The sequence below is a fragment of the Sphingomonas faeni genome (assembly GCF_023195535.1).
GTDB classification, from domain to species: domain Bacteria; phylum Pseudomonadota; class Alphaproteobacteria; order Sphingomonadales; family Sphingomonadaceae; genus Sphingomonas; species Sphingomonas faeni_B.
This window is the reverse complement of record NZ_JALPNF010000003.1, coordinates 265,100-284,724: the sequence shown is the minus strand read 5'-3', so window position 1 is coordinate 284,724 and position 19,625 is coordinate 265,100. Positions and strand designations below refer to the sequence as shown.

17 protein-coding genes and 1 pseudogene are annotated in these 19,625 nt (G+C 65.1%); 8 read left to right on the top strand and 10 right to left on the bottom strand.

Features of this window, described 5'->3' with window-relative positions:
• Positions 1-29: 29 nt before the first annotated feature.
• The 4 genes from pgi to SPHN_RS08475 all read left to right on the top strand — a co-directional run bounded on the left by pgi (position 30) and on the right by SPHN_RS08475 (position 4,919).
• Positions 30-1,520 carry a glucose-6-phosphate isomerase gene (gene pgi / locus SPHN_RS08490; RefSeq protein ID WP_248522702.1) on the top strand — a complete coding sequence of 497 codons (1,491 nt, stop codon included), beginning with the start codon at positions 30-32 and terminating at the stop codon, positions 1,518-1,520.
• A 289-nt stretch (positions 1,521-1,809) separates the two neighbouring features.
• A complete protein-coding gene (locus SPHN_RS08485) occupies positions 1,810-2,187 on the top strand; it encodes a DUF4174 domain-containing protein (protein WP_248522701.1) in 378 nt (125 codons plus the stop codon).
• A gap of 106 nt (positions 2,188-2,293) precedes the next feature.
• Positions 2,294-3,649, top strand: coding sequence for a glutathione-disulfide reductase (gene gorA, locus SPHN_RS08480; protein WP_248522700.1), 1,356 nt, complete (start codon positions 2,294-2,296; stop codon positions 3,647-3,649).
• Positions 3,650-3,722: 73 nt separating this feature from the next.
• Positions 3,723-4,919, top strand: coding sequence for a thiolase family protein (locus tag SPHN_RS08475; RefSeq protein WP_248522699.1), 1,197 nt, complete (start codon positions 3,723-3,725; stop codon positions 4,917-4,919).
• A gap of 119 nt (positions 4,920-5,038) precedes the next feature.
• Here SPHN_RS08475 and SPHN_RS08470 read toward each other — a convergent pair whose 3' ends face one another.
• The 5 genes from SPHN_RS08470 to SPHN_RS08450 form a co-directional block, all read right to left on the bottom strand.
• Positions 5,039-6,625, bottom strand: coding sequence for a hypothetical protein (locus tag SPHN_RS08470; RefSeq protein ID WP_248522698.1), 1,587 nt, complete (start codon positions 6,623-6,625; stop codon positions 5,039-5,041).
• Positions 6,626-6,878: 253 nt separating this feature from the next.
• Positions 6,879-8,258, bottom strand: coding sequence for a dihydrolipoamide acetyltransferase family protein (locus SPHN_RS08465; protein ID WP_248522697.1), 1,380 nt, complete (start codon positions 8,256-8,258; stop codon positions 6,879-6,881).
• Entirely contained in the window at positions 8,258-9,265 is a 1,008-nt protein-coding gene (locus SPHN_RS08460; RefSeq protein WP_248522974.1) for an alpha-ketoacid dehydrogenase subunit beta, read from the bottom strand. The genes SPHN_RS08465 and SPHN_RS08460 overlap by 1 nt, the downstream gene beginning before the upstream one ends.
• 244 nt (positions 9,266-9,509) lie before the next feature.
• Entirely contained in the window at positions 9,510-10,799 is a 1,290-nt protein-coding gene (locus SPHN_RS08455; protein WP_248522973.1) for a thiamine pyrophosphate-dependent enzyme, read from the bottom strand.
• 233 nt (positions 10,800-11,032) lie between these two features.
• Positions 11,033-12,061: a fumarylacetoacetate hydrolase family protein gene (locus SPHN_RS08450; RefSeq protein WP_248522696.1), complete on the bottom strand. Its 1,029-nt coding sequence runs from the start codon at positions 12,059-12,061 to the stop codon at positions 11,033-11,035.
• A gap of 150 nt (positions 12,062-12,211) precedes the next feature.
• On the opposite strand from SPHN_RS08450, the gene SPHN_RS08445 reads away from it, so the two are divergent.
• From SPHN_RS08445 to SPHN_RS08430, 4 genes are all read left to right on the top strand, one after another.
• Entirely contained in the window at positions 12,212-12,502 is a 291-nt protein-coding gene (locus SPHN_RS08445) for a DUF6894 family protein (protein ID WP_248522695.1), read from the top strand.
• Between the two features lie 185 nt (positions 12,503-12,687).
• A complete protein-coding gene (locus SPHN_RS08440) occupies positions 12,688-13,416 on the top strand; it encodes a Crp/Fnr family transcriptional regulator (RefSeq protein WP_248522694.1) in 729 nt (242 codons plus the stop codon).
• Between the two features lie 225 nt (positions 13,417-13,641).
• Positions 13,642-15,075, top strand: a complete 1,434-nt coding sequence (locus tag SPHN_RS08435; RefSeq protein WP_248522693.1) for a DEAD/DEAH box helicase — start codon at positions 13,642-13,644, stop codon at positions 15,073-15,075.
• A gap of 54 nt (positions 15,076-15,129) precedes the next feature.
• Entirely contained in the window at positions 15,130-15,396 is a 267-nt protein-coding gene (locus SPHN_RS08430; RefSeq protein ID WP_248522692.1) for a hypothetical protein, read from the top strand.
• Positions 15,397-15,470: 74 nt separating this feature from the next.
• On the opposite strand, the gene SPHN_RS08425 is transcribed toward SPHN_RS08430, so the two are convergent.
• The 5 genes and pseudogenes from SPHN_RS08425 to SPHN_RS08405 all read right to left on the bottom strand — a co-directional run bounded on the left by SPHN_RS08425 (position 15,471) and on the right by SPHN_RS08405 (position 19,386).
• Entirely contained in the window at positions 15,471-16,145 is a 675-nt protein-coding gene (locus SPHN_RS08425; protein WP_248522691.1) for a nitroreductase, read from the bottom strand.
• 204 nt (positions 16,146-16,349) lie between these two features.
• Positions 16,350-17,663, bottom strand: coding sequence for an ATP-dependent protease ATPase subunit HslU (gene hslU / locus SPHN_RS08420; RefSeq protein WP_248522690.1), 1,314 nt, complete (start codon positions 17,661-17,663; stop codon positions 16,350-16,352).
• A 117-nt stretch (positions 17,664-17,780) separates the two neighbouring features.
• Positions 17,781-18,323: an ATP-dependent protease subunit HslV gene (gene hslV / locus SPHN_RS08415; RefSeq protein WP_056053053.1), complete on the bottom strand. Its 543-nt coding sequence runs from the start codon at positions 18,321-18,323 to the stop codon at positions 17,781-17,783.
• 190 nt (positions 18,324-18,513) lie between these two features.
• Positions 18,514-18,741: pseudogene (locus tag SPHN_RS08410) on the bottom strand (3TM-type holin); the annotation flags it as partial.
• Between the two features lie 108 nt (positions 18,742-18,849).
• Positions 18,850-19,386 carry a glycoside hydrolase family 108 protein gene (locus SPHN_RS08405; protein ID WP_248522689.1) on the bottom strand — a complete coding sequence of 179 codons (537 nt, stop codon included), beginning with the start codon at positions 19,384-19,386 and terminating at the stop codon, positions 18,850-18,852.
• Positions 19,387-19,625: the final 239 nt, after the last annotated feature.

Here is a 19,625-nt window from a genome sequence, read left to right as displayed (position 1 = left end):
CGGCGCGCACGTCTATTCGGAGAAGTAGCATGACCGCCGACTGGTCCAAGATCGAAGCCCTGCCCGCCACCAAGCTGACCGACCTGTTCGCGCAGGATTCGGAGCGCCTCTCCAAGCTGAGCCTCGACGTCGCGGGCATCCATTTCGACTGGTCGAAGACGCATCTGACGACGGACATGGTCACCGCGTTCGAAGAGATGGCGAAGGCGCAGGACCTCGCGGGCAAGCGCCAGGCGATGTTCTCGGGCGAGATCGTCAATGTCACCGAGGGCCGCGCGGTCGAGCACACCGCCGAGCGCGGCGAGGGCAAGCCCGAGAGCGTCGCGATCGCGCAGGCAAGCCACGCGCGGATGCGGACGCTGATCGATGCGATCGAGGCGGATGCGCTGGGTCCGGTCCGGCATATCCTGCACGTCGGGATCGGCGGATCGGCGCTGGGGCCGCAATTGCTGGTCGATGCGCTGGGGCGTGACGACAAGCGCTACGACGTCGGCATCGTCGCCAATGTCGACGGCGTCGCGCTGGAGGACATGTTCGCGAAGTTCGATCCGGCGGCGACGTTGCTGGTGGTCGCGTCGAAGACCTTCACCACGACCGAGACTCTGATGAACGCCGAAAGCGTCCTGCAATGGATGACCGAGCATAATGTCGAGGATCCTTACGGGCGCGTGATCGCGCTGACCGCGGCGCCCGAGAAGGCGATGGAATGGGGCGTCGACGAGACGCGCATCCTGCCGTTCGCGGAGAGCGTCGGCGGGCGGTATTCGCTGTGGTCGACGATCGGATTCCCGGCGGCGATCGGGCTTGGCTGGGACCGGTTCGAGGAACTGCTGGAGGGCGCGGCCGAGATGGATCGCCACTTCCGCCTCGCCGCGCTGCATGAGAACGCGCCCGCGCTCGCGGCCTTCGCCGACCTGTATTACACGCAGGTTCGCGGGGCAGAGACGCGCGCGACGTTCGCGTATGACGAGCGGTTGCGGTTGCTGCCGAGCTATCTCCAGCAGCTGGAGATGGAGTCGAACGGCAAGTCGGTGACCGCGGACGGCGAGCCGCTTGGACGGCCGTCGGCGGCGATCACCTGGGGTGGGGTCGGCACCGAGGCGCAGCACGCGGTGTTCCAGTTGCTGCATCAGGGCACGCATCTGGTGCCGGTCGAGTTCGTCGCGTCGATCGAGCCGGGCGATACGCTGCCCGACGAGCATCACCGTGCGCTGTTGCTGAATGCGTTCGCGCAGGGGGCGGCGTTGATGGCGGGCAAGCAGGTCGAGGACCCGGCGCGCAGTTATTCGGGCGATCGGCCGTCGTCGACGCTGCTGCTCGACGATCTGGATGCACGGACTCTGGGGGCGCTGATCGCGTTTTACGAGCACCGGGTGTTCGTGAACGGCGTGCTGCTGGGGATTAATTCGTTCGACCAGTTCGGGGTGGAACTGGGGAAGGAAATGGCGAAGGCTGCGGAGAAGGGCGGGCAGACGTTCGATCCTTCGACGGACGATCTGATCAAGCGCGCGTTTGGGTGATTTCTGGGGTGGGGGCTATCTGCCCCACCCCACTCCACCACCCCGGTGTAGGCCGGGGCCCAATTGGGTGAACGGCGACGCATCGAACGCGAGCCTTTCCAATTGGGCCCCGGCCTTCGCCGAGGTGGTAGGAAGGGAGGGGGCGTTTGGGTAACGTGACTCTTTTTCTGTTCCCTTGCGAACGCGGGGGGCCAGGATACCACGCGCGGCGCTCGTGACCCTGGGCTCCCGCTTTCGCGGGAGAACAATAGCTCGCGGGAGACAACAGAAGGTTGCGCGTTACTCTTAGATGCCCCTTCTTCTTGCCGTAGCGCTCGCCGCCTCCCCTACCCTCGCTCAAATGAAGTGGGAGCGGCGCGTATTGATCGTAGCCGCGCCATCCGAGCAAGATACTTTGCTCGCCGAACAACGCCGCATCCTTGTGAGCTGGAAGGCTAACAGCGATGACCGCGACCTCACGATCGTCGAAGTCATCGGCGACCGGGTTCGTGGCGCGGGCGACACGGCCGCTTCGATCCGCCGCAAATACCGTCTTCCCTCCCCTTTTACCGCGATCCTGATCGGCAAGGACGGGGGCGAGAAACTGCGCAGCGCGAAGCCCTTCCCCGCCGCCGTTCTCGAGCAGACGATCGACGCGATGCCGATGCGCAGGGCCGGTCAGCGATAGAGCCGACCGATCAGCGTGATCGCCGCGCCGGGGTTGTGGCGTCGCGCGCCCTGCCCCAGATGGCATGCAAAGCCGCTCGGCGGCGCGTGACCTGCAAGGACTGCCTGTGACCGATACCCAATTCGACTATGACCTCTTCGTCATCGGTGCAGGCTCGGGCGGTACGCGCGCCTCACGTGTTGCCGCTGCGCACGGCGCACGCGTCGCGGTCGCGGAGGAATACCGCGTCGGCGGCACCTGCGTCATCCGGGGCTGCGTGCCCAAGAAGCTGCTGATCTATGGTGCGCATTTCGCCGAGGACCTGAAAGATGCCAAGCGGTTCGGCTGGCAGGTGCCCGACGACTGCGCGTTCAGCTGGCCCACGTTGCGCGACAACGTCATGGAGGAGGTCGACCGGATCAACGGCGCGTACACGACCACGCTGCAGAACAACCATGTCGACATCATCCACCAGCGCGCGGTCGTCTCCGGGCCCAACGAAGTTACGCTCGCCGACGGCAGCGTGAAGACGGCCGCGAAGATCCTGATCGCGGTCGGCGCGCATCCGCTGACCCCCGAGTTCCCCGGCTCGGAACACGGCATCACTTCGAACGAGGTCTTCCATCTCGACGACGTGCCGAAGCGCGTGCTGATTGCCGGCGCGGGCTATATCGCCAACGAGTTCGCCGGGATCTTCCACCAGTTCGGGGCGCACGTCACTTTGGTCAACCGCACCGACGTGATCCTGCGCGGCTATGACGAATCGATCCGCGACCGGTTGCTCCAGATCTCGATGAGCAAGGGCATCGATTTCCGCTTCAACGCCGCGTTCGAAAGCATCGAGAAGGATACGGACGGGTGTCTCACCGTCCGTATGAGCGGGCATGAGCCGATCACCGTCGACCTCGTGATGTTCGCGACCGGGCGCCTGCCGAACACCAAGGGGCTGGGCCTCGAAACCGCGGGTGTCGAGATGGACGCGGCGGGCGCGGTGATCGTCGACGAGGACAACCGGTCGAGCTGCGACTCGATCTTCGCGGTCGGCGACGTCACCAACCGGATCCAGCTGACCCCGGTCGCGATCCGCGAGGGGCAAGCGTTCGCAGATACCTTCTTCGGCGGCAAGCCGACGCGGGTCGACTATGCCAACGTCCCCGCCGCGGTGTTCAGCCACCCGCCGATGGCCGGCGTCGGCATGACCGAGTCGCAGGCCAAGCAGGCGCTCGGTTCGGTGAAGGTCTATACGTCCGACTTCCGCCCGATGAAGAACGTGCTGGCGGGCCGCAACGAGCGCTCGCTGTACAAGATGATCTGCGATGGCGAGACCGACCGCGTCGTCGGCATCCATATGATCGGGCCGGACTGTCCCGAGATCCTGCAATCGGCCGCAGTGGCGGTAAAGGCCGGGCTGACCAAGGCCGATTTCGACGCAACGGTCGCGTTGCATCCGACGATGGCCGAAGAGCTTGTCCTGATGAAGTGAGACCTTCGGGCTTTGCGTTGTAGGGAACGACGCGGTAGATCGGGCGCATACCCGATCCTCGAAAGGTTCCAGCATGCGTGAAGCCGCCATCGTCTCGACCGCCCGTACCGCTATCGGCAAGGCGTACCGCGGCGCGTTCAACGCCACCGAGGCGCCGGTGCTGGCGGGCCATGTGATGAACGCGGTGGTCGAGCGTGCCGGGATCGACCCGGCGCGGATCGACGAGGTGTTCTGGGGCGTCGGCAACCAATGGGGTACGCAGGGCGGGAATGCCGGGCGGATGGCGATCTTCGCGGGTGGGCTGCCCGAGTCGGTACCGGCGTTCACGCTCGATCGGAAGTGCGGATCGGGGCTGACTGCGGTGGCGCTCGCGGCGCGGACGATCATCTGCGACGAGGCGGACGTCGCACTGGCGGGCGGGATGGAGTCGATCAGCTACACCGTCACGAAGGACGCGCCGCGCTACGTCAATGCTTGCGTGATCGCCAAGGAGCCGGCGGCCTATATCCCGATGATCGAGACTGCGGAGATCGTCGCGGAGAAATACGGGATCAGCCGCGAGGCGCAGGACGCATACGCCGCGATGAGCCAGCAGCGTGCCGCCGCCGGGCTCGCAAGCGGGGCGTTCGCCGAGGAGATCGTGCCGATCACCGTCGAGAAGGCACTCTACGACAAGCAAGGCGCGCATGCCGGGATCGAGAGCGTCACCTTGTCGCAGGACGAAGGCATTCGCGCAGGGACGACGCTGGAGGGCCTGCGGGGCTTGAAGACGGTGTGGCCGGGCGGCGAATTCTCCGGCCCGGGGTCGAGCGTCACCGCGGGCAATGCGAGCCAGTTGTCGGACGGCGCGTCGGCGCAGTTGCTGATGGACCGCAGGACCGCGGAGGCCGAGGGCAAGGACATCCTCGGCATCTATCGCGGGTTCCAGGCGGCGGGGTGCAGTCCGGCGGAAATGGGGATCGGTCCCGTGTTCGCCATCCCGAAGCTGCTCGAGCGTGCAGGCCTGTCGGTAGGCGATATCGGGCTTTGGGAGCTGAACGAGGCGTTTGCGTCGCAATGCCTGTATTGCCGCGATTTTCTCGGGATCGATCCGGAGAAGTATAACGTCAATGGCGGCGCGATCGCCGTCGGGCATCCCTTTGGCATGACCGGATCGCGGCTGGTCGGGCATGCGCTGATCGAGGGGCGCAAGCGCGGCGTGCGTTATGTGGTGGTGTCGATGTGCACGGCCGGCGGGATGGGCGCCGCGGGGTTGTTCGAGATCGTCTGAACCCCGAACTCCGTCGAGAACCCAAACCGGCCGCCACGATCGGCTGGCGCTGGTTCACGGCACAATATGCGGGGTGACGAACGATCTGTCGCCACCCCGCACACGGATTCAGGTTCCGCTCAAGCTTGCGAAACGCCCAGCGGGAACGTCTGCGCTGCCAAAACCGGCACCGTCTGGTTTGCAACCGGAATAGTCTGCCCCTGCGATCCTGCGGCAGGCGGCGTCAAGGTCAGCGAAAAGCCCGTGCCCGACGACGATTGCGACGCACTGGCCGTGTAGGTATCGACGCTCGACCCGCCCAGCGGGATAAACCCGAACAGACTGACGGAGACGCTGGTATGCGTCGATAGCCAAGACGAGAAGCTGGCATATTCTCCTTGGGCGAAGTCGACGGTGATCGTCGGATAGCCCGACACGACGAGTGCCTTGATATAGGCGAGCCCGTCGGCGCCGAGCGTGATCCCGCCGGGTATCGCATTCACGAACGTGAAACCCGATTCCGCCGCAGCAGAGCCGGCCTGAAGATTGCTCCAGGCCTGGTTCAAGATCGGCTCGTAGAACCAGCCGGTCGTCGGCACCGCCGTTCCCTGATAACCGGTCGGAAAGAACGGAATGATCGTCACCCCGGGATATACCATGGTTATCGTCATGGACGAGCCAGACCCCTGCTGGGCCGCGACGTCGCCCTTGAACGAAGTGCCTGCGCTGATGTTGAGCAAAGCGCCGCCAAAGCTCAACCCCGCAGAACCCTGGAACGCGACGTTGTACGAACTGCTCTGCGTCTTCTGCGCCGTGAACGACAGCGTGGCTTTCTGACTGACGTTGTTGAGATCCTGAAGGATCGCGCTCGTCGTCATATTGCTCGAATAGCCGAGCGCTGGTCCGGCACTGGGCGGGTTGAATAGCGAGATGCCGCCATTTGTGGTGTTGGGCGTCAGGTTGTTCTTGATCTGCTGCAGGGTATAATTGCCGAGCGACTGCATATCGAACAGTCGAACGGCACCTCCCAGCGCATTGAGATAGGCGACGATCGCCTGGATGACCGGCTGTGCGCTTGGCGGCGCGTATTGCAACAGCATGCGCAGATTGGCCGCGCCCTGCATCGTCGTCAGGGAAAGCCCCGGCAGGCCCTTCGCGATACCGGCCCATTGGATACCGGCGGCATACAGCACGATATAGTCGATCGGCTGCGTGATATACGGGTTGATCGCCTGCGCCGCCGTCATCTGCGCCGCGGTCGGGGCACCATAGACGCCGATATAAGCGGTAACGACCGAGGTCGCCTGGGTCTGACTGTTCGTCATGGCCGTTTGCTGCACGGCGTTATCGGCCGCACTGAACTGCCAGGCGATACCGTTGATCAGTTGCTGATACATCAGCGCCAGCGTGCCCTGTCCGGCGATCTGAACCGTATCCGCCTGCGTCTCGCTCGGCGTCACCGCCCCCGAGATATAGTTATAGGTCAACTGGTTGACGTTGATCCCGTCGGTCCACGACCAGTTGAAATCGCCGTTATACTCAACCGGCACGAGCGTCGCGGCGACCGTGCTGCCCAATACGGTTGCCGCCTGTTCGCGCAACTGCGTGATATAGCTGGCGGCAAGCTCTGCCTGGCCATTGGCATCGTCGAATCCTTCGGCCGCATAGAGCGATGATGCGCGGCCACCGGCTTTCAGGGCCATGGGCGATTGGCGTCGTTCGGTCATCTCGGGTCTCCTGTCTGAGGATACGCACGGGCACACACCGACCACCTCCCGACATTACGGCGAGGCGATCAGCGACAGAGTCCTGACTGAATGGAGCTAGGCTTGCCCTGCGAGTATGCGCTCGAGGTTCCGTGCGTCACGCCCGTCTGCGTCCGAGACGGTTGCGGTTAACCTCAGAATGGTCCGGATCGACGGTAACCGAAGCGATCGTGGCCAACGGCATGATCGCTTCGGTATTTCAGTTGGCCGTCGCTCAGTCGGCGAAGAGGAGGACGGGGGTTTCCAGATATTTCTTGAGGCCCTGGACGAAGCTGGCCGCGTCCCAGCCGTCGACGACACGGTGGTCGCAGCTGATCGACAGGTTCATCAGTTTCGCACGGACGACTTCGTCGCCCCCTCTTCCATTATCGCGGAAGACGGGGCGTTCGACGATCTTGTTGGGGCCGATGATCGCGACCTCGGGGCGGTTGATGACTGGGGTGGTCGCGATGCCGCCGAGGGGGCCGAGCGAGGTTACCGTGATCGTGCCGCCGCCCATTTCGCTGGGGGCGAGCTTGCCGGCGCGGGCTGCTTCGGCGAGCCGCGTGATCTCGGTCGCGAGCTGCCAGACGTTGCGGTCCTGTGCGTTGCGGATCACGGGGACGGTAAGCCCTGCGTCGGTCTGCGCGGCCATGCCGAGGTGGATGCTGCCGTGCCGCGTCACCACGCCCGCCTCGTCATCGTAGCGCGCGTTCAGCATCGGGAAGTCGGGGATTGTCTTGCAGATCGCGACGATCATCAGCGGGAGCATCGTCAGCTTGGGGCGGCCACCGCGGTTGGCGTTGAGGTCGGCGCGCATCGCTTCGAGGGCGGTGACCTCGATCTCGTCGACATAGGTGAAGTGCGGGATCGCGCGCTTGGATGCGGCCATGTTCTCGGCGATGCGACGACGCATGCCGATGACCTTGATGGGCTGGTCTTCGCGGGCGCGGCTGACGTGCGGGGGGTGGTAGCCCTCGCCCGAGCCGTAGCGGAGATAGGCGTCTAGGTCGGCGTGGCGGACGCGGTCGGAGTCGGTTTTGACCGAGGCGAGGTCGATGCCGAGGTCGCGGGCGCGGGCGCGGACTGCGGGAGACGCTAGCGCGTGAGACTTCTGCTCGGTCTCAGCCGCAGGAACGGCATGCGCCTTCTGCTCCCTCTCCCCTGCGGGGAGAGGGCTGGGGTGAGGGGCTGGAGCAGTTGCCGGCGTTTCCGCCTGGGGCTGCCCCTCACCCCGACCCTCTCCCCGGAGGGGAGAGGGAGTTGCCTCAACCACCTCTTCGACGCCTGGGTTCTCCGCCTCATACTGCTCGGCGGTTTCGGCCTGCGCCGACGTCTGCGGGGCAGCGACGACTTCGTCAGCAACATCCACCGCGTCAGTCTCGATCACCACGAGCGCGGCGCCGATCGACACCTGGTCGCCGACTTCGCCCGCGAGTTCGACGACGACACCGGTCACCGGCGATTCCATCTCGACGGTGGCCTTGTCGGTCATCATGTCGGCGATCGGCGAGTCCTCCTCGACGCGGTCGCCGATGGCGACGTGCCATGCGACGATCTCGGCTTCGGAGATGCCTTCGCCGATGTCCGGCAGCTTGAAGGTGAAGCGGGCCATTATGCGTCCTTCATGATCTTTTTCAGGGCTTCGCCGATGCGGACGGGCCCTGGGAAATACGCCCATTCGAGGCTGTGCGGGTATGGCGTGTCGAACCCGGTCACGCGCTCGATCGGCGCCTCGAGATGGTAGAAACAGCGTTCCTGGACGATCGCCGACAGCTCCGCGCCGAAGCCGCTGGTGCGAGTCGCCTCGTGGACGATCATGCAGCGGCCGGTCTTCTTCACCGACGCCTCGATCGTCTCGATATCGAGCGGCACGAGCGTGCGCAGGTCGATGATCTCGGCGTCGATCCCTGCCTCGGCGACCACGGCCGTGCAGACATGCACCATCGTGCCGTAAGCGAGGATCGTGAGCGCCTCGCCCGCGCGGACGATCTTCGCCTTGCCGAGCTCGATCTTGTAGTACCCGGTCGGGACTGCGCCGGCCGGATGCTTCGACCAGTTCTGCGAGGGGCGATCCCAATAGCCGTCGAACGGGCCGTTGTAGATGCGCTTGGGTTCGAAGAAGAGCGTCGGATCATTGTCCTCGATCGCGGCGATCAGCAGGCCCTTCGCGTCGTAGGGCGTCGACGGAATGACCGTCTTGATCCCCGACATATGCGTGAAGAGCCCCTCCGGCGACTGGCTGTGCGTCTGGCCGCCGAAGATGCCGCCGCCGAACGGCGAGCGCACCGTGATCGGCGAGGTGAACTCGCCGGCGGAGCGGTAGCGGAGACGCGCGGCTTCGGACACGAGCTGGTCGAGCGCGGGGTAGATATAATCCGCGAACTGGATCTCGGGGACGGGACGCAGGCCGTAGGCACCCATCCCGACCGCGACGCCGATGATCCCGCATTCGGTGATCGGGGTGTCGAACACGCGGGTCTTGCCGTGCTTCGCCTGGAGCCCGGCGGTCGCGCGGAACACGCCGCCGAAATAGCCGACGTCCTCGCCCATGACGATCACGTCCGGGTCGCGCTCCATCATGATGTCCATGGCGGAGTTGATCGCCTGGATCATGTTCATGCGGGTGGTGGGTTCGGTATCTGCGTGGCTCGACGAGGCCGCTTCCGCTGCCTCGGTTGCGTCCGACCCACGTGTTGCTGTCACGTCGCTCATACAAACACCTTCGTCACCCCAGCGAAAGCTGGGGTCTCATGCCGCGAGGGCACGCTCGATAACCGGGATATCCCAGCTTTCGCTGGGATGACGGATGGGGGTGGAGCGACGCGGGGGAGCGGGCAGGCACACGTCGTGGACATCAACGCGCTCATGCCTTGATATCCCATGGGCGGCCGCTCGCGGATTCCTCGTCGAGCATCTGCTGGCGTTGCTCCTTCAGATGCCAAGGCAGTTCCTCGAACACGCCGTCGAACAACGATTCGAGCGGCTGGTGGAGGCCGTGGCCGAGGATGCCATTCTTCTCGGCTTCCTTCTGCGCCGCCTTGACCTGCTCGGCGAGTTCCTTGTCCTGCGCAGCGTGGCGGTCGTCGTCCCATTCGCCGATCGCGATGAGGTGGTCTTTGAGGCGCTTGATCGGATCGCCGAGCGGCCAGGCATTGGGTTCGCCTTCGCTGCGATACTGGCCGGGATCGTCCGAGGTCGAATGGCCTTCCGCGCGATAGGTGAAGTGCTCGATCAGCGTCGGGCCCTGGTTGGTGCGGGCGCGCTCGGCGGCCCATTCGGTCGCGGCGTAGACCGCGAGCGCGTCGTTGCCGTCGACCCGGAGCCCCGCGATGCCGTAGCCGACCGCGCGCGCCGCGAAGGTCGTCGCCTCGGCGCCGGCGAACCCGGAGAAGCTGGAGATCGCCCACTGGTTGTTGACGATGTTGAAGATCACAGGCGCGCGGTAAACCGTCGCGAAGGTCAGCGCCGAGTGGAAGTCGCCCTCAGCGGTCGAGCCCTCGCCGCACCAGGTCGCCGCAATGCGCGTGTCGCCCTTGGCGGCGGACGCCATCGCCCAGCCGACGGCCTGTGGGTATTGCGTCGTAAGGTTGCCCGAGATCGAGAAGAAGCCGGCTTCCTTGACCGAGTACATGATCGGCAGCTGCTTGCCGCCGAGCCTGTCGGCCGTGTTCGAATAGATCTGGTTCATCATGTCGACGAGGCTCCAGCCTCGCGCGATCAACAGACCCTGCTGGCGATAGGAGGGGAAGCACATGTCCTCGTAATCGAGCGCATACGCCGCCGCGACCGCGACCGCCTCCTCGCCGAGCGCCTTCATGTAGAAGCTGGTCTTGCCCTGGCGTTGCGCGCGAAACATGCGCTCGTCGAACGCGCGGAGCAGTGCCATGCTGCGCAACATCCGGCGCATCACGTCGGGCGACAGCTTGGGATCCCACGGCCCGACCGCATTGCCGTCGTCGTCGAGCACGCGGACCAGGGTGTAGGCGAGATCGATGAAGTCGGACGCCTTGTCCGCGGTATCGGGGCGGCGCGCCTCGCCGGCGGGCGGCACGTCGACTTCGGCGAAGTCCACCGCGTCGCCGGGGCGGAACTTCGGCTCGGGGATATGCAACGTGAGCGGTTGCAAATTGGCGCGCGGATGCTCGCTTGCCATCGTCATTCCATCTCCATGAGGCCGCTGTGACCGCGGAACACTCTTACCGAAGCGTGTTATTAAATTTCAACAGCGATTGCGAGGGGATTTTCGGGCTTACGATGGCCGGGTGGAAATTACGGGCCGGCCGAAACACTTACGCAGGCCATTCCGCCAACTCCTTGTTCTCCCGCGAAGGCGGGAGCCCAGACTGGGTCCCCGCCTTCGCGGGGAAACAAGGAGGAGCGGGCTATCTATTCAACGGTCTGTTCAATCACGCCGAAGATCGGGTGGCGCTTGTCGTCCTCCGCCCAAATTCGCACGACGTCGCCCTTTTTGAGGAACGGCGTGATCGGTTTGCCGCCCTGGATCGTCTCGATCGTGCGGACTTCGGCGAGGCAGGAATAGCCGACGCCGCCCTCGCCGATCGACTTGCCGGGGCCGCCATCGGGGCCGCGGTTCGAGACGGTGCCCGAGCCGACGATCGTGCCTGCGCCGAGTTTCCGCGTCTTGGCCGCGTGCGCGACCAGCGTGCCGAAATCGAACGTCATATCCTCCCCGGCTTCCGCGCGACCGAGCGGCTGGCCATTGAGATCGACCATCAGTTTTCGGTGCAGCTTGCCGTCCTGCCACCAGTCGCCGAGCGCGTCGGGGGTCACGAACACCGGCGAAAAGGCACTCGCCGGCTTCGACTGGAAGAAACCGAAGCCCTTGCCGAGTTCGCCGGGGATCAGGTTGCGCAGGCTAACGTCGTTGGTCAGCCCGACGAGCAGGATCGCCGCGAGCGCCTCGTCACGAGTCGCGCCCATCGGCACGTCGCCCGTCACGACGACGACCTCGCCCTCCATGTCGCAGCCCCACGCCTCGTCGCCGAGCGGGATCGGATCGCGGGGCCCAAGGAAACCGTCCGAGCCGCCCTGATACATCAGCGGATCGTGCCAGAAGCTGTCGGGCATCTCCGCCGCACGCGCCTGCCGGACCAGCGCGACGTGATTCACATACGCCGAACCGTCGGCCCATTGATACGCACGCGGAAGCGGCGACTCGGCGTCATGCTCGTGAAAGCGCCGCATCGGGATCATCTCGTGTTCGAGATCGGTCGACAGGTTCCTGAGATCGAGCGACAGCCGATCCCAGTCGTCGAGCGCGGCCTGCAACGTCGGCGCGATATGGCTCGCATCGGCATACCATGCGAGATCGTTCGAGACGACGACGAGCTTGCCGTCTCGTCCGCGCTCTCGTCCCTTGATGGCATCGGGATGCTTCAGGCTGGCCAGTTTCATGCGGCTGATCCTCTATTGTTTGCACGCATCCTACGCTCGCGACGCAGTTCAAGTCGAGCATGCACCGTGCACAGAAACTGATTTTGGTAAGAGCGGAGCGATTGACGGCCTGTTATTGTCGAGCTTGCGTAACGGTTGAGGAAGTCGAGCATGCCCAGATACTTCTTCGACATCGACAACCACAAACCCGTCAATGACGACGACGGCACCGATCTGGCGAACGACGAAGAAGCGCGCGTCCAGGCGGTCATCTTCGCGGGCGATTATCTTAGCGACCATCCGGCCATCGCACGCCACGGCGCGCACTTTAGCGTCGCGGTGCGAAACGACCGGGGACGAGTTCTGCTGGCTGTCGCCGTCATGATCGACGAGGCCGGCGACGAGGTCGGCGACGCGCCCGGCAACACCTCCAGCAGCGCACCTGCCTCACCGCACGTCTGAACCCATGCCGCGGGGCGCCTTCGACCGGCCACGCTGGCAGAATAATCACACTCACAATGTAACATGGGTTTTGTCGGACCGCTCAATCCTGGGATAAGGTGCACGGCCCGGCGACGCGCTATCCCAGAGAGGGTGACAGCGAGAAACGAGTGCTCCTGCCCTGGATGCGGAGAGTGCACGTGGATATGTCCACCGTGACTGAACAGGTTATTCGGAAGTTCGAGTCGCGGATGGAACTGCGGGCGGACGATCGCGCCCAGATTGCCGCCTTGCCGTTCAAGATGCGGACGATCGATGCGTCGACCTATATGCTGCGCGAGGGCCAGCGTCCGACGCGGTGCGCGTTCATCCTTGATGGCCTCGCCTATCGGCAGAAGCTGACCCCCAATGGCGAGCGCGAGATCGTATCGATCCTGATGCCCGGCGAGTTCGTCGACCTGCAGAACCTGTTCCTCAACGAATCCGATCACGACATCCAGGCACTGACCCGGCTGACGCTGGCCGAGGTGCCGATCCCGGCGCTGCGCCTGTTCGTCGAATCATGCCCGGCGGCGGGCCAGGCGTTGTGGATCGATGCGCTGGTCGAGGCATCGATCCACCGCGAGTGGCTGCTGAATGTCGGAAGGCGCAATGCCCGCAGCCGGCTGGCGCACCTGCTGTGCGAATTCTCCGTGCGGTTCAGGAATTCGGCGCTGGTCGGCGGTATGGCCTATGAGTTGCCGATGACGCAGGAACAGCTCGGCGATGCGCTCGGGCTGACCCCGGTGCACGTCAACCGCGTACTGAAATCGCTTGAAACCGATGGGCTGATCGCGCGGAAAAAGCGTCAGGTCAGCGTGGTCGATTGGCCCGGGCTGCGCGATGCGGCCGAGTTCAACGAGCGCTATCTGCACCTCGATCAGATCCGTGGCTGACCCTGCGGCGGCGCGCTGACCCGCGCCGAAGGTTGACTTTTCGACGGCGATACGTCAGAGGGCCGCCATCGAAGCGTAATGCAGCGTGATTGGACCTTTACAGGTCTTGGCTCCGCCTCGGTCGTTTCCAACGGGCTTCCCTTTTCACGCGGGGTGTCAAAACACCACCGCCCCTCGCGCGTCCTTGTGTGGATTCGCGAGCCCGGCACATTTGAGAGACTCTACATGTCATTTGCAAACCTCGGCCTTGCCGAGCCCCTCGTCCGCGCGCTGGAAGCCAAGGGCTATACCGAGCCGACGCCGATCCAGGCGCAGTCGATCCCGATCCTGCTCGAGGGCGGCGACCTGCTCGGCATCGCGCAGACCGGCACCGGCAAGACCGCGGCGTTCGTGCTGCCGTCGATCCAGCGGCTGACCGAAAACCAGAAGCGCGTCCTGCCGACGCATTGCCGCATGCTGGTGCTTGCACCGACGCGCGAACTCGCCAGCCAGATCGCCGACAGCGCCCGCGCCTACGGCCAGTTCAGCAAGATGTCGGTGACCACCGTGTTCGGCGGCACCAGCATCAACAAGAACCGCCAGGACCTGAGCCGCGGCGTCGACATCCTCGTCGCCACGCCGGGCCGCCTGATCGACCTGATCGAGCAGGGCTTCTGCAACCTGTCGATGATCGAGATCCTCGTGCTCGACGAAGCCGACCAGATGATGGACTTGGGCTTCATCCACGCGCTGAAGAAGATCGTCCGCATGCTCCCGAAGAAGCGCCAGACGCTGTTCTTCTCGGCGACGATGCCGGTCGCGATCCGCGAGCTGGCCAGCCAGTTCCTGCTCGACCCGAAGACGGTGTCGGTGAAGCCGGCCGCGACGACTGCCGAGCGCGTCGACCAGTATGTCACCTTCTGCAACCAGTCGGAGAAGCAGGCGCTGCTGACGATCACGCTGGCCGATCCTGCGATCGACCGTGCGCTCGTATTCACGCGCACCAAGCATGGCGCCGACCGCGTCGTGAAGCTGCTCGCGGGCAACGGCATCGCGTCGAACGCGATTCACGGCAACAAGAGCCAGGGCCAGCGCGAGCGCGCACTCGGCGAGTTCAAGCAGGGCAAGGTCAAGGTCCTGATCGCGACCGACATCGCCGCCCGCGGCATCGACGTCTCGGGCGTCAGCCACGTCATCAACTTCGAGCTGCCGAACGTCGCAGAGCAGTATGTCCACCGCATCGGCCGTACCGCGCGTGCGGGCGCGAGCGGCATCGCCGTCGCGTTCTGCGCGGATGACGAGAAGGCGTACCTGCGCGACATCGAGCGGATCACCCGCCAGAAGGTGACGGTCCAGCCGCTGCCGGCGGATTTCGTCAATCTGTCGAACCAGATCAAGCAGACGCGCGTCAAGACGATGGGTGCCGATCCCGAAGTCCGGATCGATCGTCCGCGCGATCCGGCACGTCCGCGCGCGACGCATTCGGCCAACCCCACCGGTAGCAACGGCCGCAGCTATGCGGGTGCGAGCCGTGGCGGCCAGGGCGGCGGCGGACGTCCCCAGGGCGGTGGGCGTCCCGGTGGCCAGGGCGGCGGCGGTCGTCCGGCTGGCGGCGGGCGTCCTGCCGGCGGCGGCAACCGCGGACCGGCACGCGGCGCAGGCTCGGGCCCGGCGCGCTAAGCCTCTCGTTCGCCTCGCGGGTTTGCTGTATGCCGACCCGCGAGGAGAGCGAACATGGACGTTTCCACGACCCCCGTTGCCGAACGCGTCGCGCGCGTGCTGGCGGGACAGCGGATCAGTTGCAACGCGGGCGGCGATGCCGAATCGGCGTCGCGGCTGATCGACGATGCCTGGCCCGATTACCTGCCCGATGCGCTCGCCGTACTGAAGACGTTGCGCGAACCCGACAAGGCGATGGCCGCTGCGGGTGATCCGGCGATTTGGGAAGCGATGATCCTCGCGGGGATCAAGGGCGCCAAGCCGGTGACGGTGATTCTGTAGTCCCGTCATCCTGACGAAAGTCAGGATCCAGAGCCATAAGGGCGGCCCTCCGTTACCCTGGGTCCTGACTTTCGTCAGGATGACGGCTGGATAGTCGTCAACCATTCCGCCTCGTCTGCGCGCTCGGTGCGCAGCGCGTTGACCGGGGCGGTCTTGTCCTCGTAGCCGATCGCCATGCCGCAGAAGAGCATGCGGTCTTCCGGTATCCCGAGAAACGTCCCAACCGTTTCCGGATACATCGCCCAGCATTCCTGCGGGCAGGTGGCAAGGCCAGCGTCCACCGCGAGCAGCATTAGGTTTTGCAGGTACATGCCAAGGTCCGACCATTGGGGCGGGCCCATGCGCTTGTCGACCGTGCAGAAATACGCGGCCGGGGCCCCGAAGAATGCGAAGTTTAGGGCGAACCATTCTTGGCGCGCAGCCTTGTCGTCGCGGGGGATGCCGATGTGGGCGTACATCGCTTCGCCGACGGCGTAGCGTCGGTCCCGGTAGGGGGCGGTGAGGTCTTTCGGGTAGATGTCGTAGGCTGGGGTTTCGGTGGCGCCGGTTGCGATCTTTTCGGCCATTATTGCCTTGAGGCGGGCCAGCGGTTCGCCTTGGACTATGGCAATGTGCCAGGGCTGGAGGTTGCCGCCGGTTGCTGCTCGCGATGCTTTTACGGCCAGGTCGTGTAGCAGAAGCGGGTCGACGGGGATGTCGAGGAAGCATCGGACGGATCGGCGAGCGGCTATGGCTTCGGTCACGTCCATGATCTTCTCCTGACGGCGCCCATAACGAAAATTATCCGACGTCTATCGTAACAATCAATCCTCCCCCGCCAGGGGGAGGTGGCTGGCCCTTGCCAGACGGAGAGGGAGGAAAGGGGTCACGTCCGTTGCGTGTCCTCCCCCTCGGTCACCTTTGGCGCCACCTCCCCTGGCGTGGGGAGGATACAAAACCGACCGGTGTCCTGCCTACAGCACGAAGCGGCTGAGGTCCGTGTTGCGCGCGATTTCCTTTAACTGGCTGTCGACATACGCGCCGTCGATGACGAGGTTCGAGCCGCCGCGATCCTCCGCGTTGTAGCTTACCTCCTCCAGCAGCTTTTCCATCACCGTCTGCAAACGCCGCGCGCCGATGTTCTCGATCTCGGCATTCACTTCGGCAGCGATGCGCGCGATCGCGGCGATGCCGTCTTCGGTGAACTCGATGCCGACGCCTTCGGTCGCGATCAGCGCCTTGTATTGCAGCGGCAGCGACGCCTTGGTGTCGGACAGGATCGCGACGAAATCGGCTTCGGTGAGGCCCTTGAGCTCGACGCGGATCGGCAGGCGGCCCTGGAGTTCGGGGAGCAGATCGCTCGGCTTGGCAACGTGGAACGCACCCGAGGCGATGAAGAGGATGTGGTCGGTCTTCATCGGGCCGTACTTGGTCGCGACCGTCGTGCCTTCGATCAGCGGCAGCAGGTCACGCTGAACGCCTTCGCGGCTGATCGAGCCGCCGCGGCCGTCGCTGACCGCGATCTTGTCGATCTCGTCGAGGAAGACGATGCCGTTGGCTTCCGCATCGGCCAGCGCCGCACGGCTGACCTCGTCCTGGTCGAGGCGCTTGTCGGCCTCTTCCTCGACGAGCTTGTCCCACGCCGCGTGGACCGTGAGTTTGCGGCGCTTGAGCTGCTGGCCACCGCCAAACGACTTCATCATCTCGCCGAGATTGATCATCTGCGGCGCGCCGCCGGGGATGTCGAACGGCATGGCCGGGGCCTGCTCGATCTCGATCTCGACTTCGGCGTTGTTGAGGTGGCCATCGAGGAAGCGCTGCTTGAAGCTCTCGCGCGTCGCCTCGCTGGCGTTCTTGCCGGTGAGCGCGTCGAGCAGGCGGGACATTGCGGCCTCCTCGGCCTTGTCCTTGACGGCGACGCGGCGGCGTTCCTTTTCGAGGCGAATGGCTTCCTCGACGAGGTCGCGGGCGATCTGTTCGACGTCGCGGCCGACATAGCCGACCTCGGTGAACTTGGTCGCCTCGACCTTCACGAACGGCGCGTCGGCGAGTTTCGCGAGGCGGCGGCTGATCTCGGTCTTGCCGCAGCCGGTCGGTCCGATCATCAGGATGTTCTTGGGCGTGACCTCGTCGCGGAGGTCTTCGCTGAGCTGCTGGCGGCGCCAGCGGTTGCGCATGGCGACGGCGACCGCGCGTTTTGCAGCGGCCTGGCCGATGATGTGGGCGTCGAGTGCGGCGACGATCTGTTTAGGAGACAGGGCTGCCTTGGAGGTGAGCTGGTCGTTCATGGCTTCCAATTCGTCATCCCAGCGAAAGCTGGGATCTCGTGCCGCGAGGGCACGCTCTAAAACGGGGAGACCCCAGCGTGCGCTGGGGTGACGGGATTTAGGCGGCGCGTTTTCGCATCAGGTCGTGCTGTCCATCGTTTCGACCGTGAGGCGGTCGTTGGTGTAGACGCAGAGTTCGGAGGCGATGTGCATTGCCTTGCGACAGAGGACCTCCGCATCGGTCTCGTATTCGACCAGCGCGCGGGCCGCGGCCAGGGCGTAGTTTCCGCCGGAGCCGATCGCGGCGACGCCGTTTTCGGGTTCGAGGACGTCGCCGTTACCGGTGAGGATCAGCGTAACGTCCTTGTCGGCGACGATCATCATCGCTTCGAGGTTGCGGAGGAACTTGTCGGTGCGCCAGTCCTTGGCGAGTTCGACCGCGGCGCGCAGAAGCTGGCCCTGATGCGCTTCGAGTTTGCGCTCGAGGCGCTCGAACAGCGTGAAGGCGTCCGCGGTCGCGCCGGCGAATCCGCCGATGACGCTGCCGTCACCAAGGCGGCGCACTTTCCGCGCGTTGGGTTTCATGACGGTCTGGCCCATCGAGACCTGGCCGTCGCCGATGACGACGACCTTGCCGCCGCGGCGGACCGAGAGGATGGTGGTGCCGTGCCATGTCGGCATGGCGTGGGGGTCGTTGCTCATGCCAGCGATGTAGGGTTTGGTTTTGGGGGTGCAACGGTCGGACCGCCACGGCACGACCGCTTATCGCGCGCCCTCCCCGTCATCCTGACGAAAGTCAGGATCCAGGGTAACGCAGGTTGACGTCCTCGGCTCTGGATCCTGACTTTCGTCAGGATGACGGAGGGGGAGGTTAGCGCCCCTTCCCCCATTCCCTGGCCACCGTGTAGCCGAGATAGCCGGTCCCGAAGAGTGCGTAGAGCGGTTCGGGAATCGCGTTGAGGTACGCCGCCATGCCTGCCGCGATGGCCTGCGCCATTTGTGGCCTGACTGCGGCGATCAGGCCGGCGGGAATCGCGCCGAGCAGCAGTGTGTACATGACGTAGAGGAAGGTCGGCCGGGCTCTGCTGACCCAAAGGTCGGCCGGGACGGGATCGGGTGCTGGATCAAGGGGTTGCGGGGTCATTGGCTGCCTCCGGCAAAAGTGAAGTATAGAAAGTATAGACGCTGGCAGCGTTTCGCAGGGGCGTCAGGTACGGTTGGCGAGCCAGCCGTAGAGGAAGGCTTCGTTGGCGGGGCGGGTCTCGGCGAGGGCGACGTAGCGTTCGCCCTGGAGGGCTTCGATCGCTTTCAGGAGCACGGTTTCGCCGCCTGGTTTTCGGCGGGCGAGGAAAGCATCGAGTGCGGCTAATGTTGCTGGACCGATGCGCCCGTCCAGGGTCATGTCGGGGTAGTCGGAGGCGCCCCGGTTCAGCGCGTTGAGGGCGCGTTGGAGGAAGGTGGCGGCCACGCTGGGCCCCATGTTGACACCGGTGTCGAAGAGTTCTTCGGCGATTTTGGGGGCGCGGGGGGCGATCTGATCGAAGGCGGGGCGGGTCCAGTAGAGGCGGCTGTAAATGTCTTTGGCCTTCGCGCGGGGGAAATTGCGCATGTCTCCGGGGTAGCCGTTGGTGCGGGCTACGGCTTGCGTGATGCCGTAGCGGGTGGGGCCGCCTCGGTCTGCGGGGTGGTTGGTGTAGCCGCCTTCGCGGTCGATTACGGCGTCGATTAGGGCGTGGATGGTCATGGTTGGCTCCCCGGGTTTTGTCGGGGGGAGCGAACCATATTGGTTCGTTGTAGGACAGGAGATTTGTGGAATCGCCGATTTTCGATCCTCCCCCGCAAGGGGGAGGTGGCCGGCACTTGCCGGACGGAGGGGGCGGGAAGCGAACACGTATGTTGCGTGGCCCTCCCCCTCCGTCACCGTCGGTGCCACCTCCCCCTGGCGGGGTAGGATCGTGGAGGGTTCGTCCTCCTCTGCCCCCC